Annotated in this window: 11 protein-coding genes; 10 read left to right on the top strand and 1 reads right to left on the bottom strand. The window is 71.1% G+C overall.

The genetic code is table 11. The features are described from left to right. Positions 1 to 27 precede the first annotated feature (27 nt). On the top strand, positions 28 to 2,049 hold the full coding sequence (locus AB0M56_RS04520; RefSeq protein WP_364171038.1) for a hypothetical protein: 2,022 nt from the start codon (positions 28 to 30) through the stop codon (positions 2,047 to 2,049). On the opposite strand, the gene AB0M56_RS04515 is transcribed toward AB0M56_RS04520, so the two are convergent. Then, a complete protein-coding gene (locus AB0M56_RS04515) occupies positions 2,043 to 2,762 on the bottom strand; it encodes a glucose 1-dehydrogenase (RefSeq protein ID WP_364171036.1) in 720 nt (239 codons plus the stop codon). The genes AB0M56_RS04520 and AB0M56_RS04515 overlap by 7 nt on opposite strands. A 221-nt stretch (positions 2,763 to 2,983) precedes the next feature. Here AB0M56_RS04515 and AB0M56_RS04510 point away from each other — a divergent pair, with 221 nt between their 5' ends. The 9 genes from AB0M56_RS04510 (at position 2,984) to AB0M56_RS04470 (ending at position 14,935) form a co-directional block, all read left to right on the top strand. Beyond that, complete coding sequence (locus AB0M56_RS04510; protein WP_364171034.1) at positions 2,984 to 3,889, top strand: alpha/beta hydrolase; 906 nt, start codon at positions 2,984 to 2,986, stop codon at positions 3,887 to 3,889. A gap of 31 nt (positions 3,890 to 3,920) precedes the next feature. Continuing rightward, positions 3,921 to 5,546 (top strand): NAD(P)/FAD-dependent oxidoreductase, encoded by a 1,626-nt coding sequence (locus tag AB0M56_RS04505; protein ID WP_364171032.1) that lies wholly within the window; start codon positions 3,921 to 3,923, stop codon positions 5,544 to 5,546. Between the two features lie 14 nt (positions 5,547 to 5,560). Then, a complete protein-coding gene (locus tag AB0M56_RS04500; protein ID WP_364171030.1) occupies positions 5,561 to 6,322 on the top strand; it encodes an SDR family oxidoreductase in 762 nt (253 codons plus the stop codon). Between the two features lie 24 nt (positions 6,323 to 6,346). Beyond that, complete coding sequence (locus AB0M56_RS04495) at positions 6,347 to 7,837, top strand: NAD-dependent succinate-semialdehyde dehydrogenase (RefSeq protein ID WP_364171028.1); 1,491 nt, start codon at positions 6,347 to 6,349, stop codon at positions 7,835 to 7,837. Then, entirely contained in the window at positions 7,834 to 9,066 is a 1,233-nt protein-coding gene (locus AB0M56_RS04490) for an iron-containing alcohol dehydrogenase (RefSeq protein WP_364171026.1), read from the top strand. Before AB0M56_RS04495 ends, AB0M56_RS04490 begins: the two co-directional genes overlap by 4 nt. After that, positions 9,063 to 9,989: a 3-hydroxyacyl-CoA dehydrogenase gene (locus AB0M56_RS04485; protein ID WP_364171024.1), complete on the top strand. Its 927-nt coding sequence runs from the start codon at positions 9,063 to 9,065 to the stop codon at positions 9,987 to 9,989. Before AB0M56_RS04490 ends, AB0M56_RS04485 begins: the two co-directional genes overlap by 4 nt. 215 nt (positions 9,990 to 10,204) lie before the next feature. Continuing rightward, positions 10,205 to 11,350, top strand: a complete 1,146-nt coding sequence (locus AB0M56_RS04480) for a substrate-binding domain-containing protein (RefSeq protein ID WP_364171022.1) — start codon at positions 10,205 to 10,207, stop codon at positions 11,348 to 11,350. Between the two features lie 31 nt (positions 11,351 to 11,381). Beyond that, positions 11,382 to 13,916: an ATP-binding cassette domain-containing protein gene (locus AB0M56_RS04475; RefSeq protein WP_364171020.1), complete on the top strand. Its 2,535-nt coding sequence runs from the start codon at positions 11,382 to 11,384 to the stop codon at positions 13,914 to 13,916. Then, complete coding sequence (locus AB0M56_RS04470) at positions 13,913 to 14,935, top strand: ABC transporter permease (protein WP_364171018.1); 1,023 nt, start codon at positions 13,913 to 13,915, stop codon at positions 14,933 to 14,935. Before AB0M56_RS04475 ends, AB0M56_RS04470 begins: the two co-directional genes overlap by 4 nt. Positions 14,936 to 14,949: the final 14 nt, after the last annotated feature.

Below are 14,949 nucleotides of genomic sequence, written 5' to 3'. Positions count from 1 at the left end.
GCGGGAGAGCCGACCGGGGTAACACCAGTGAATCCGAACGCCGACGCGCCGGGTAGCACCGCCCTCGCCAAACGGGTGGCTTCGCTCGACGACGCCGTCCAGGCCATGGCCGAGACGCGCGACTTCGGCAAGCACACGAAGCTGCGGCGCGTGCTGGAGGCCCTGCGGCGCGTGCTGCTGCAGCCCGGCGGGGCCGCCGCCGTGCAGGCCCGCGCGCAGGCGCTGGACGAAGCCGGTCTCTACCAGGGCACCGACTGGGCCTCGCCGGAGATCCTCCTGCCGGCGCTGGTCGGCCCCGGGCTGCACAGCGGGGAAGCGGACACCGTCGTGATCGAGGCGGCGAGCGAGCTGCGCATGCTCGCCGTCGCGCTGGGGGAGTACACCCACCCGACGCTGTCCGCCGAGGACGCTTGCGGGTTCCTCTCCCAGGTGCTCGCGATGAACCTGGAGCTGCTGTTCACCCCGCCCACCGAGGCCGAGCGGGCGCACGAGGGCCGCACCGCGCAGCTCATCCGCGCGCTGTTCCGCCACGTGGCCGACGGGATCGGCTACGCCAGCGTGCTCGACAAGCTGGTCGGGGAGATCTGGCGGATCCTGCGCCAGCGCCCGATCCAGGTCGAGCAGGTGCAGTCGCTGATCACTCGGATCTCCGTGTACCGCGGCGACCCCGAGGTCGACCTGGGCCCGAACTCCGGGCAGGGGCTCGACCGGCTCATCACGAGCCTGTTCGGCACCACCGAGGCGTGCAGGGAGGACCCGGGCTTCGAGATCTTCCGCTCGCGGCTCGAGGCGATGGACGCTGGTGGCCTGCAGTACGAGGCGTCCGGCTTCGCCCGGGCGATGCACGACACCGGGCTGGTTTCGCCGTACCACGCCGAGCTGCTGCGGTTCGTGCGCCACGAGGGCGACTACCTCGTCGCGGAGGCGCTCGGGCTGTCCGACACCGGCCGCAACTGCCTGCTGCGCTACCGCGATCTCGTGCACCAGCTCATCGAGGAGGCCGTGCACCCGGAGACCGCGCAGTGCGTCTACGGCCTCGCGCTGCTGCTCGACCGCGGCATCCTGCACGAGCCCCCGGTGGTACCCGCGTTGTGGCGCCAGCTGGCGCTCACCCTCGGCCCGGCAGCGCGTGAACGGCTCACGGCCGTGTTCGGCCCCGCGCCCGACGCGAAGGCGCGCCTGACCGCCGGCGTGCTGTCGATGCTCGGTCTGCCGCTCGGCGTCGGCCAGGGCGACAACCCGACCTGCCAGTCGGCCCGCGCGCTGTCGATGTGGGCGGGCAACGACCCGGACTACCTCCTGCAGATGGTCGTGTGGGCCGCCCGCGACGACGAGGTCACCATGCACTTCGAGGGCCAGCCGATTTCCTCGCGCGAGAGCGAGGGCGGCATCGCGCGCAAACTGCCCGTGGATCTGGACCCGGTGTCGCTGCTTGTGGTGCCCCACCTCGACCGCATCTACGCCGAGATGGGCCGGCGCTGCGTCGACCGGCCCGGCGATCCGCACCGCTGGGTCAACCCCGAGTTCCACGGCTGGTGGGCGTTCCGCGGCTTCCGCATCAACGTCGACGTCGCCACCGGGAACCTCATCGACCTCGACGAGTTCCTGCGCGCCTTCCACGCCAGCTACCACCCGGCCTACAACGGCGACCAGCCGCTGATCCACCCGCAGCCGGCCGGCGTCGCCGTCACCGACAGCGCGGCCCGCTACGTCGGCTGGCACGCGATCACGATCCTGCGCGTCGCGCCCGACCCGCACGACGTGATGCGCGTGTACTTCTTCAACCCCAACAACGACAGCGGTCAGGACTGGGGCGACGGCGTGGTCGTCTCCACCGCCGGCAACGGCGAACGCTTCGGCGAGGCGTCACTGCCGTTCGACCAGTTCGCCTCGCGGCTCTACCTCTTCCACGTGGACCCGCTCGAACACGGTGAGCCGGAGAAGGTGCCGGCCGAGGACGTCGAGCGGATCGTGGGGTACCTCGAGCGCAGCTGGGGTGCCGACCGGCTGCCGGCGGGAAGTCTCCAGGCCGCGCCGCCGCCTCACTGAGCCAGATAACCGCCGTCCACGACCAGCTCGGAACCGGTCACGAAGCTCGACTCGTCGCTGGCCAGGAACAACGCGCCGTTGGCGACCTCCTGGGGGTCACCGGCGCGGCCCATCGGGGTCTGGCCGATCACGAACTCGTTGATCTCCGGGTCCTGCGCCTCGGTGAGCGGCGTGCGGATGAAGCCGGGGTGCAGGGAGTTCACGCGGATGTTCTCGCGCGCGTAGGTGATCGCCGCGCTCTTCGACATGTTCCGCACCGCGCCCTTGGTCGCGTGGTAGGCGTGGGCGCCCGCGACGGCGACGGTGCCCCAGATCGACGAGACGTTGATGATCGAGCCACCGCCGTTGCGCTGCATCAGCGGGACGACCTCGCGCATGCCGAGCCACACGCCGGTCTGGTTGATCGCCACGACCTGCTGCCACGACTCGAGCGAGAGCTCGTGCAGGGACTCGTACGCGATCACCCCGGCGTTGTTGGCCAGTACGTCGACGCGGCCGTGGCGGTCGGCGACCTCGCCGACGACGCGGGCCCAGTCGGTGTCGCTGGCGACGTCGAGGCGGTGGTACTCGACGCCGTCGGCGAACCCGTTCGCCTCGGAGCGGCCGGTGGCGATCACGGTGGCGCCTTCGCGGGCGAAGGTGTCGGCGATGGTGCGGCCGATGCCGCGGCCGGCGCCGGTGACGAGGGCGACCTTGCCCTGCAGACGGTTCATGGTTCCTCGCTCGAAGCACGGAAGAGGGGAGGCTGTCCGGCTCAGCTTCGCCCGTCGCGGGGACGTCGTGGTCGCTCAGTGTGAGACGCGGATGTGTCATTTTGCGACAGCGCGTGGCGGGCGGCTCTCGCGTGGTGATGCTGGGTGGACCGGCGCCCGGACGGGCACCGGACACCCCTGTGACCTCGCTGTCGAAGCGGGATTCCCCTCCAGGAGAGCCCATGACGTTGCCCGAGCCGACGGACCTGCTCGGCCAGATCTACGCCGGGTGGGCGGTCGAGATGAACCGCCACCCGGACATGTCGGTGGAGCTGCTGCGGATCGTCTTCGACGACTGGCAGCGCGCGACCGCCGAACCCGAAGGCGTGTCCTACGCCCACACCGAACTCGGTGGCGTGCCCGGCATCTTCGTCACGCCCGAGGGCGCCGACGCCGACCAGGTGCTGCTGTTCTTCCACGGCGGCGGCTTCGCCCTCGGGTCCTCCGCGAGCCACCGCAAGCTCGCCGGCCACCTCGCGAAAGCCTGTGGCACCACGGCTTTCGTCGCCGACTTCCGCCTCGCGCCCGAGCACCCGTACCCCGCGGCGCTGGAAGACGGCGTCAAGGCGTTCGACGCGCTGCTCGCGCGCGGTCACCGCGTCCGCGACATCACGCCGGTCGGCGACAGCGCCGGCGCGAACCTCGCCGTCGCCACCGTGCTGAAGCTGCGCGACGAAGGCCGCGAGCTGCCCGCCCAGGTCATCACGCTGTCGCCGTGGCTCGACATGGAGAACAGCGGCACCACGATCGAGACCAACAACGACACCGATTTCCTCATCGCGCGCGAAGGTCTGCAGGCCAACATCGACCGCTACCTCAGCGGCGGCGCCGACCCGCGCGACCCGCTCGTGAACCCGCTCTACGCCGACCTCACCGGTTTCCCTCGGCTCTACATCAGCGCCGCGGACACCGAGTCGCTCTACGAGGACAGCGTGCGGTTCCACGCGCTCGCCACCAAGCACGGCGTCGACGTCACCTTCGTCGTCGGCGAGGGGATGCAGCACGTCTACCCGTTCCTGGCGGGCCGCCATCCGCGCGCGGACCAGGAGATCCGGACCATCGCCGACTTCTACCGCGCGGGCCGCTGAGACTTTTCCCACCATCACCGAAGGGATCACCATGCCGTCCACTCAGGACACCAGCTTCGACGCCATCGTGATCGGCGCCGGCTTCTCGGGGCTGGCGATGCTGCACCACTTCAACCAGCTCGGCCTGCGCTCGGTCGTGCTCGACTCCGCGGAGGGCGTCGGCGGCACGTGGTACTGGAACACCTACCCGGGCGCCCGCACCGACAGCGAGTTCTACTACTACTCGTTCTCCTTCTCGAAAGAGGTCCGCGAGGAGTGGACGTGGCAGGAGCGCTACCCGTCGCAGCCGGAGGTGAAGGCGTACCTGGAGTTCGTCGCGCGCCGGCTCGACCTGTACAAGGACATCCGCTTCGGGACGAAGGTCGAGACGGCCGCCTACGACGAGGACGCGAACCTGTGGTCGGTGACGACCGCCGACGGCCAGGTCCTCACCGCGAAGTACCTGGTCAGCGGCATGGGTGTGCTGTCCGCGCCGAACCTGCCCGACATCCCGGGCGCGAGCACGTTCGCGGGCGAGAGCTACCACACCTCGCGCTGGCCGCGTGATCGTGAGGTCGACCTGCGGGGCAAGCGCGTCGGCGTGCTCGGCCTCGGCGCGTCGGGCGTGCAGCTGGTCCCGGTGGTCGCCGAGACCGCCGGCGAGCTGTTCGTCTTCCAGCGCACGCCGAACTACGTCGTCGCGAGCTCCAACCGGGCGGTCGACGAGCAGTGGATGAACGAGGTCCGCGAGAACTACGACGAGAGCTTCGAGAAGGCGTTCGACCACGGCTTCGCCGTGCCGTTCGTCAAGCCGGAGCTCGGTGCGAAGGACGCGAACGCCGAGGAACGCGAGCGCGTGTTCGAGCAGGGCTGGGCCGAGGGCGGCTTCCACTTCATGCTGGAGACGTTCAACGACCTGGCCGTGGACCAGGAGTCCAACGACCACGCGTCGGACTTCATCCGGCGCAAGATCCGCGAGACCGTGACGGACCCGGTGACCGCGGAACTGCTGTGTCCCAAGGACTACCCGTTCAACGGCAAGCGCCCGCCGGGCGGCCACGGCTACTACGAGGCCTACAACCGCAAGAACGTGCACCTGATCGACGTGAAGACCCGCGGTATCGACGAGATCACGCCGGACGGCATCGTGGTCGGCGGCGAGCTGTACGAGCTCGACGTGCTGATCTTCGCGACCGGCTTCGACGCCATGACCGGCACGCTCACCCGCATCGACATCGTCGGGCGCGACGGCGAGGTGCTGCGTGATCACTGGGCCGACGGCATCAAGACCAACCTCGGCCTCTCGGCCCACGGCTTCCCCAACTTCTTCATGATCCTGGGGCCGCAGACGCCGTACGCGAACCTGCCGGTGGCCATCCAGGCCGGCGTGGGCTGGATCGCCGACGCCGTCGAGTACGCCCGTGAGCACGGAATCGAGCGGCTGGAGTCCACGGCGGAGGCCGAGCGCGAGTGGGCCGAGGAGGTCAACCGCGCCGGCTCGGCGACGATCATGGCCAGCGGCGCCAAGGCCAACGCGTGGTTCATCGGCGCGAACATCCCGGGCAAACCGCTGGAGTTCAACGTCTACATGGGAGGCGCGGACGCCTACTTCCGCCGCTGCGCCGAGATCGCCGACGCCGGCTACCCCGGGTTCGTGCCCCAGACCGCCGACGCGTGAGACAGGAGACGGCCATGCCCCGCTTGGCGGGCAAGACGGCGATCGTGACCGGCGCGTCGTCCGGGATGGGCCGGGCGACCGCGGAGCTGTTCGCCGCGGAGGGCGCTCGGGTCGCGCTCACCGACGTGGACGCGAATCAGGGCGCGGCGGCGGCGCGCGAAATCGGCGCCGCCGCGCGGTTCCACGCGGTGGACGTGCGCGACGAGAAGTCGATCGAGCGCGCGTACACCGAGATCGTGGCGGAGTTCGGCAAGCTCGACATCCTGGTCAACTGCGCCGGCGTGATCGGGGTGGACAAGCCCACGCACGAGGTCACCGAGGCCGAGTGGGACGCGCTGTTCGCGGTGGACGTGAAGGGCGTGTTCTTCTCGACCAAGCACGCCGTGCCGCACCTGATCGCGAACGGCGGCGGCAGCATCGTCAACTACTCCTCGATCTACGGCCTGGTCGGCAACGACGAGTTCACGCCCTACCACGTGGCCAAGGGCGCGGTGACGATGCAGACGCGCCAGGACGCGGCGATGTACGGCAAGTACGACATCCGCGTGAACTCCGTACACCCGAGCACCGTGCTCACCCCGCTGGTCGAGGGGATCGCCGAGGCGTACGAGGGCGGCCTGCCCGCCTACGAACGCATGATGACCGCGAACCAGTCCCTGCGCCGGCTCGGGCGCCCGATCGACGTCGCCTACGCCGTGCTCTACCTCGCCTCCGACGAGGCCGCCTGGGTCACCGGCGTGAACCTCCCCGTCGACGGCGGCTACACCGCGCGCTGAGCGCGCCGAGAAAGGACGACAACCATGACCGCACTGGCCGAATCCCCGGCCGGGCTCTTCGCCGGGCACGAAGTACCGCTCGGGCTCTACCTCAACGGCGAGTGGACGCACCCGGGCAAGACCTTCGAGGTGCTCAACCCGAGCACCGGGAAACCGCTAGCCGAGGTCGCCGACGGAGGCCCGGACCACGCGCTGGCCGCGCTCGGCCACGCCGTGGCGGCGCAGGACGCGTGGTGGCACTGGTCGCCGCGCGAGCGCGCCACGCTGTTCCACCGCGCCCACGCGCTGCTCGTCGAGCGGGCGGACGCGTTCGCCGACGTGATGGTGCTGGAGAGCGGCAAGCCCCGCGCCGAGGCGGCGGGGGAGTTCGCCCTGTCGGCCGGGTTCTTCCTCTGGTACGCCGAGCAGATCGCGCACCTGCACGGCACGTACGCGCCCGGCTCGCCCGGCGGGTACCGCGTGGTCACCACCCACCAGCCGGTGGGTCCGAGCTTCCTCGTCACGCCGTGGAACTTCCCGCTGCTGATGGTGGCGCGCAAGGGCGGCGCGGCGCTCGCGGCCGGTTGCACGGTCATGGTCAAGTCGGCCAAGGAGACGCCGCTGACCGCGGCGCTGTTCATCCGGACTCTGCACGACGCCGGGTTCCCGCCCGGTGTGGTGAACCTCGTGCACACCAGCGACTCCGCCGCGGTGTCCGACGTCGTGCTCGCCGACCCGCGGCTGCGCAAGATCAGTTTCACCGGGTCGACCGGCGTCGGCAGCCTGCTGCTGGCGAAGGCCGCCCAGCACATCGTGAACTCCTCGATGGAGCTCGGCGGCGACGGGCCGTTCGTGGTCCTCGACGACGCCGACGTGGACCTGGCCGTGCGCGAGGCGATCGCGTGCAAATTCCGCAACGCGGGGCAGGCGTGCGTCGCGGCCAACCGGATCATCCTGCACCGAGCGATCGCCGACGAGTTCACGGAGAAGTTCGTCGCGGCCACGCGGGCGCTGCGCGTCGGTGACGGGTTCGAGGACGGCGTGGACGTCGGTCCGATCATCACGCCGCTGCAGCTGGAGCGTGTGCAGTCGCTGGTGGACACCTTCACCGCGGCCGGCGCCGAGCTGCTCGCCGGCGGAAACCGCATCGAGTCGGCGGGCAACTTCTTCGAGCCGACCGTGCTGCGGCTGCGCGAGGCGGATCCCGTGCTGTGCAACCAGGAGCTGTTCGCCCCGGTCGCCGCGCTGTTCACGGTGGACTCGGCGAAGGAGGCACTGGACTTCGCCAACGACACGAACTACGGGCTCGCCTCGTACCTGTTCACGAAGGACCTGTCGCGCGCCTTCGCGATCGCCGAACGGCTCGACTTCGGCATGGTCGGCATCAACCGCGGCATCATGGCCGACCCGGCCGCCGCGTTCGGCGGCGTCAAGGAGTCGGGCCTCGGGCGCGAGGGCGGCCACGACGGCATCTACGAGTTCCTCGAGCCGAAGTACCTGGCCGTGACCGTGAACGAAGAGGAGATGGGCGCGTGAGCTCCGAAACCCTGGGCCTGCTGCGCCAGCCCAAGACCGTCCTGTTCGGACCCGGCCGCCGCGCGCAGTTGCCGTATCTGGTGAAGCCGCTGGGCCGCACGGTGCTGGTGTGCACCGACGAGCGGATGGCCGGCAGCCCCGAGTTCGCCGGGATCCGCGACTCGCTGACCGGCCAGGGCCTCGACGTGCGTGTGTTCTCACGCGTCGAGCCGGACCTGCCGCGCGAGAACGTGGAGGCGCTGCTCGCAGAGGTGGACGGCGGCGAGATCGACGCGGTGATCGGCCTGGGCGGCGGCAGCTGCCTGGACTTCGCGAAGGTCGCGTCGATCATGCTCAAGCGCGGCGGGAACGTCGCGGACCTCTACGGCGAGAACCTCGTCGAGGGCCCGGGCCTGCCGCTGGTCACGGTGCCGACGACCGGCGGTACCGGCGCGGAGGTCACGTGCATCGCGGTGGTCTACGACGCGGACAAGGGCATGAAGGTCGGGGTCGCGAGCCCGTATCTCGAACCGTACGCGGCGGTCGTCGATCCGGAACTCACGCTGAGCTGCCCGCCGGGGCTGACCGCCGCCACCGGTGCCGACGCGCTCTCGCACCTGGTCGAGTCGTTCACCGGCCGCGAGAAGCACCCCGATGCCGAGCACCTGCACCGCCACCTCTACGCCGGCAAGAACGTGCTCACCGACATGTACGCGCTGCGCGGGTTCACGCTGCTCAACAGCTCGCTGGAGCGCGTCGCGAAGGACCCGGCGGACCTGGCCGCGCGGACCGACACGATGCTCGGCGCGCTGAGCGCGGGCATGGCCATCAACACCGCGGGCACGGCGGGCGCGCACGCCATCCAGTCGCCGATCGGCGCGCTCACGCACACCGCGCACGGCTTCGGTGTCGGTGCGCTGCTGCCGTACGTGATGCGGTTCAACCTGCCGGTGCGGGAGGCGGAGTTCGCCGAGATCGGCGTGGCGTTCGGCATCACCGACCCGGCCCTGTCTCAGACCGAGCGGGCGCGCGCGGCCATCGAGCGCACGGAGGAGATCCTCGGCGCGCTGGGCGTGCCGCTGAACCTCAAGGACCTGGGCCTCGAACCGGACCAGTTCCGTTACGTGGCCGAGCAGGCGATGCTGGCGACCCGCCTCACGGCGAACAACCCGCGGGACTTGAGCGAGTCCGCGATCGTCGAGATCCTCAAGCGGGGGTACGCCGACGACCGCACGTGGTGGGAGCTGTGACCGAAGACCCCGTCGACCCGGTCGCGGTCATCGGCACGGGCGCGATCGGCGTCGGGTTCCTCGTGCTGTTCGCCCTGGCCGGGGTCCCGGTGCGGGCGTGGGACGCGGACGCGGCGGCGTACGACCGGGCCCGCGCGGCCGTGGCCGATCGGCTGGCGCTGCTCGGGAAACACGGCCTGCTGCCCGGGAAACTCGCGGAGATCTCCTACCACGAGCAGCTGGGCGAGGCCGTCGACGGCGTCGCGCTGGTGCAGGAATGCGCGGCCGAGGACGTGGTGGTGAAGCGCGCGCTGTTCGCCGACCTGGCCGCGCGCGCGGGTCCGGACACGGTGCTCGCCAGTTCCAGCTCGGCGCTGGTCCCGAGTTCGTTCGGCACGGGGCTCGGCGGCCGGGTGCTCGGCGCGCACCCGGGCAACCCGCCGTATCTGCTGCCGGTCGTCGAGCTGATCCCGGCGCCGGACACGCGTGCGGACATCCTGGCCCGCGCGCGGGCGGTGTACGAGGGGGCGGGAATGAGACCCGTGCTGGTGCGCAAGGAGGTCGAGGGCTTCGTCTTCAACCGCCTGCAAGGCGCGCTGCTGCGCGAGGCGTACTGCCTGCTGCGCGACGGCGTGGCCGACGTCGAGGACATCGACGAGGTGGTGCGTAGCGGGCTCGGTCCGCGGTGGAGCGTGATCGGCCCGTTCGAGACCGTCGACCTCAACACCCGGGGCGGCATCGTCGCGCACGCCGCGCGGATGGGTCCCGCCTACGCGCGGATGGGCGCCGAACGCGGACAGGACGATCCGTGGACCGACGACCTCGTCGCGCTCGCGAGCGAGCAGCGCAGAGCCCTCGTGCCGCTGGACGAGTGGGACGCCCGCGTGAGCTGGCGCGACGAGCGGTTGATGCGGCTGCGGGCCGCGATGAGACCGCGCGACTGAACAAGGCGAAAAGCCGGAGCCGCCCCGACAACCGGGGCGGCTCCGGCTTTTTCGCGTGCGCCGGAGATCCTTTACCGCCTCGCGCGGAAAACGGTCGGGAAATTCCGCGGCGTGTGTCAAATTGACACAGCCGCGTCTCACACTGACCGGGTCCGCACCCCCTGCGGTAGCCGACACTTTTGCCAACTCGGGGGCGGAATATCGGGAAGGCGAACATGGCGATCAAGAAGAGAACCGCGATTGTGGCCGTTTCGGCCGCGCTGTTCCTGGGCGGCTGCGCCACGGGCGCTCCCACCGGCCAGGGCGGGAGCGAGGCCGGTGCGAACAACGCGGCCCTGCAGCAGAAAGTCGGGGTCGTCGGCACGCAGGAGCAGATCCAGGACGTGAGCAAGTTCTGCGGCACGAAACCGCTCACCGTCGCGTTCGCCGACGGGTTCGGCGGCAATTCCTGGCGCAAGATCACGCGCAAGCTGTTCGAGGAAGAGGCCGCGAAGTGCCCGAACATCACGAAGGTGCTTCACACCGACGCGCAGGGTGACACGCAGAAGGCCATTTCCGACCTCAATTCCCTCGTCGCGCAGAAGGTGGACGTGATCGTCACCTTCGTCGACGGCGGCGAGGCGCTGCTGCCCACGATCAAGAAGGCGACTGCGGCCGGGGTCAAGGTCGTGCCCTTCGTCGGTTCGCCCGGCGGGGTGCCCGGCAAGGACTACGTGGACTTCGTGTCCGAGGACATCAAGACCTACGGCTCCGCCCTCGCCGAGTGGACGGTGAACGCGATGCACGGCAAGGGGAACCTGGTGATGCTCGGCGGCATCGCCGGCAACTCCTATTCCCAGGGCGTGTACCAGGGCGTGCTCGACGCGGTGAAGAAGCACCCGGACGTGAAGCTGCTCAACACCGACGGCCCCGTCGCCACCGACTGGGAGCCGGGCAAGACCCAGCAGGTCGTGGCCGGGCTGATCACCAAGTACGGCACCATCGACGGGATCGTGTCGGACTACGGCGGCGGCTCGGTCGGCGGGGTGCGCGCGTTCATCGCGGCGAACAAGCCGCTGCCGGTGTGGTCGGCCAACGACTCCAACGAGTTCGGCTGCCTGTGGTACCAGTACAAGAACTCCCAGCCGGGCTACCAGATCGCCACGGAGTCCTCGCGCAACTGGATCGTCAACGTCGCCCTCCACAAGGGACTCGCCGCGGCCAACGGCATCGCCGACGACGAACCGTCCACTTACGACCTGAAGATCATCGAGGACTCGACCGACCCGGCCAAGCAGCCCAAGTGCGAGAAGTCGCTGCCGCCGGACGCGATCCTCTCGTCCGGGCTGTCGGTGCCCGACCTGCAGGCGCTGTTCAAGTGAGCGCCCCGGCCCGAGGAGAAGAGGGGCGACCGTGACGCAATTCGAAGTCCCCGTCGTCGGTGAACGCGCCGGCGAGCCCGCCGAATCCGTCGGCGCGGCCGCACCGGCGGTACTGAGCCTGACCTCGATCTCGAAGTCGTTCGGCCCCGTCCGGGCGCTGTCCGACGTGGACCTGGAGATCCGGGCCGGCGAGGTCCACGCCCTGGTCGGTGAGAACGGCGCGGGCAAGTCCACGCTGATGGCCGTCGCGTCGGGGGTCCTGGCCCCCGACGCGGGGACCGTGGTCATCGGCGGTGAGCGGCTCACGTCGGCCTCGCCCCAGCTCGCCCGCGAGCTCGGTCTCGGCATCGTCCGGCAGGAGCCGGCGCTGCTGCCGGACCTGACTGTCGCGGAGAACATGGCCGTGGCCGTCGGCTACGGGCGCGTCGGCGGTCTGCGGCGCGCCCCGACGTGGGCGCAGGAGCAGCTCGACCCGTGGGGCATGGGCATCCGCGCCCGCAGCCGCGTGGCGGAGTTGAGCGTGGAGCAGCGGTTCGTGGTCGAGATCGCCAAGGCGCTCGCGCTCGGGCCGAAGGTGCTGATCCTCGACGAGCCGACCGAGCACCTCAGTCTCGACGAGGTGCAGACGCTCTTCGACCGCGTCCGCGAATGCGCGCGGGCGGGCGCGGCCGTCGTCTACATCTCCCACCGGATCCCCGAGGTGAAACTCATCGCGGACCGGATCACGGTGCTGCGCGACGGAGCCGTGCGCGGCACGTTCGCGGCGTCCGAAGTGGACGAACAGCTGATCGTCGAGCGCGTGATCGGCCGGGCGCTGGAGACGGTGTTCCCGCCCAAGGGCGGCGGCACCGGCGAAACCGAGTTGCTGCGGGTCGAGGAACTGTCCGGCGCGCACTTCGCCGACGTGGCGTTCACCGTGCGGCCCGGCGAGATCGTCGGCCTCGCCGGCGTGCAGGGCAACGGCCAGAGCTCGGTGCTGCGCGCGTTGGCCGGGCTGGAGCCCGCCAAGGGCACGGTCACGGTCGCCGGCCGGCAGGTGCGGCTCGGCAGCAACGCGGCGGCCGTGCGCGCCGGGGCCGTGTACGTGCCCGCCGACCGGCACGGCGAGGGGGTCTTCGGGCCGCTCGCCGTCGGGGAGAACACCGTGCTGGCGACGCTGGACGAGGTCACCACGGCCGGCCTGGTGTCCGGCCGGCGCGTCGACGCCGTCGCGCGCGGAGAGGTGGCGCGGCTCGGGGTGAAGACCCCGGGCGTCGCCACGCCGATCTCCGCGCTGTCGGGCGGCAACCAGCAGAAAGTCGTGCTGGCGCGCGCGATGCTCGCGAAACCACGCTTGCTGCTGGCCGAGGAGCCCACGCAGGGTGTCGACGCCGGCGCCCGCGTGGACATCTACCGGATCCTGCGCGAAGCGGCCGACAAAGGCGCGGGGGTGTTACTGCTCTCCTCGGACGGCGTCGAGCTCGAAGGGCTGTGCGACCGCGTGCTCATCATGTCCCGCGGCTCGATCGTCGCGGAGCTGGCGGGCGACGAGGTCTCCGAAGCCGCGATCACGCAGGCGGCCCTGACCGCGACGACTGTCCGCGCGCGCGTCGCGGCGCGGGCCGGGCGGTGGCTCACGGCGAATCGGTGGCTGCGCGGCGACCACACGCCCGCGGCCGTGCTCACGCTCGTGTTCCTCCTGCTCGGTCTCGTGGTCGGAGCCGGGAGCACCAGCTACTTATCGGAGTTCAACCTCTACAACCTGCTGTTCGCCGCGGCCCCGCTGATCCTGGTGGGGACCGCGCAGCACGTGGTCGTGCTCGGCGCCGGGATCGACCTGTCCGTCGGCCCGCTCGTCGGGCTCCTGGTGGTGATCGCGTCGTTCTGGGTCGTCGCAGGGGGACCGGCGGGCATCGGGTACGCGCTGATGTTCGGCGCCGCGCTGCTCGTGGGCGTGGTCAACGGCCTGCTCGTCACCAGGTTCCGGGTCAACGCGGTAGTGGCGACTTTGGCGACGTACATGGCGCTGCAAGGCGTGTACCTGACGCTGCGCAGCACCCCGGGCGGGGTGTTCCCCGACGGCGTGACGGCCCAGATCTCGCTGCGCGTCGGGGTGCTGCCCGTGGTCACGATCGGCGCGGTGGTGCTGATCGTGGTCCTGGAGTGGGCGCTGCGGCGCACGCGCTGGGGCGTGGAGCTACGGGCGGCCGGCTCGAACCGCGCGGCGGCCGAGCAGCTCGGCGTCCGCTTCGGACGCACACAGCTGCTGTCCTACGTGGCCTCGGCGCTCCTGTGCTTCCCGGCCGCGGTGATCGTGATGGCGCAGATCGGTATCGGCGACGGGCGGCCCAGCCTCACTTACACACTCTCGTCGATCACGATCGTCGTGCTCGCCGGGGCCAGCGTGTTCGGCGGGCGCGGGTCGTTCCTGGGCGTGCTGGCGGCGGCGCTGCTCGTGCAGCAGCTGGTCACGGCTTCGCCGTTCCTCGGGCTGTCGCAGGCCTGGTCGTACTGGCTGCCGGGCCTGATCACGCTGGGCGCGGCCCTGCTGTACGCCCGGCTGCGTGGCGGAAGGAAACGGGCATGACGCAAAAACGCTCCACTGTGGACACCGCGGCCGTGGACCGCGTGTGGACGCGCCTGCTCAGCGGCCGGTCCGCCGCCATCTGGGCCGCGTGCGTGGTGCTGTTCGCGATCAGCCCGCTGGTGGCCCCGGGCAGCCTGGGTGCGGCGCCGATCCTGAGCATGCTCCCGTTCGCGGCGGTGCTCGCGATCGCCGCGGCGGGGCAGACGCTCGTGGTACAGCAGCGCGGCCTGGACCTGTCGGTGCCGGGGATGATCGCGCTGGCCGCCGCGCTCGGTACCGGGCTGCCGCAGAACCACGGCTGGCCGGTCTCCGCCGCCGTCGCGGCCGGGGTCCTGGCGCCGGCGGTGGCGGGCCTGCTCAACGGCCTGCTGGTGACCGTCTTCCGCGTGATGCCGCTCGTGGTCACGCTCGGGATGAACGCCGTGCTGCTCGGCACGGTGTTCGCGGTGGCCAACGGCACGCCCGCCGGCGCGCCGGAGGGGCTGAACCAGTTCGCGCTCGACCGCACGGCGGGCGTGCCGAACACGGCGCTCATCGCGATCGTGGTCGTGGGCGTCACCGGTGTGGTCGCCCAGCGGTCGGCGTTCGGGCACCGGCTCACCGCCGTCGGGGTGAGCGAGCGCGCGGCCGCCGCCACCGGCATTCGCGTGCCCTCGCACCAGCTGCTGGCCTACGGGTTCGCCGGCGTCTGCTACGGGCTCGCGGGCGTGCTGCTGGCCGGGTACACGAAAACCCCGCCGCTGTTCCTCGGCGATTCCTACCTGCTGCCGACGGTCGCGGCGGTGGTGCTCGGCGGCACGGCGCTCACGGGCGGGCTCGCCAGCGTGGTCGCCTCCGGTGCCGCGGCGCTGTTCCTGACACAGCTCGGCCAGCTGCTGCGCGCGGTCGGCTGGCCCGACTCGACGCAGCTGATCGCACAGTCGGTGGTGCTGGTGGCGGTGGTGCTGGCGCGCGAGCTGGTGCCGGTGCTCGTGCGGCGGTTGCGTGGGCCGGACCGAGTGCTGTCGGCGGTGGTGTGATGGTGGTGGGTGGG

The sequence above is a fragment of the Amycolatopsis sp. NPDC051372 genome, assembly GCF_040682095.1.
Lineage (GTDB): Bacteria > Actinomycetota > Actinomycetes > Mycobacteriales > Pseudonocardiaceae > Amycolatopsis.
The sequence above is the reverse complement of the archived record's forward strand: the minus strand, read 5'-3'. Positions and strand labels throughout refer to the sequence as shown.

Coding starts and splice junctions, on each gene's coding strand:
- AB0M56_RS04495 (WP_364171028.1), top strand. CDS start 6,347: ATGACCGCACTGGCCGAATCCCCGGCCGGGCTCTTCGCCGGGCACGAA.
- AB0M56_RS04470 (WP_364171018.1), top strand. CDS start 13,913: ATGACGCAAAAACGCTCCACTGTGGACACCGCGGCCGTGGACCGCGTG.
- AB0M56_RS04515 (WP_364171036.1), bottom strand. CDS start 2,762: ATGAACCGTCTGCAGGGCAAGGTCGCCCTCGTCACCGGCGCCGGCCGC.
- AB0M56_RS04510 (WP_364171034.1), top strand. CDS start 2,984: ATGACGTTGCCCGAGCCGACGGACCTGCTCGGCCAGATCTACGCCGGG.
- AB0M56_RS04500 (WP_364171030.1), top strand. CDS start 5,561: ATGCCCCGCTTGGCGGGCAAGACGGCGATCGTGACCGGCGCGTCGTCC.
- AB0M56_RS04480 (WP_364171022.1), top strand. CDS start 10,205: ATGGCGATCAAGAAGAGAACCGCGATTGTGGCCGTTTCGGCCGCGCTG.
- AB0M56_RS04505 (WP_364171032.1), top strand. CDS start 3,921: ATGCCGTCCACTCAGGACACCAGCTTCGACGCCATCGTGATCGGCGCC.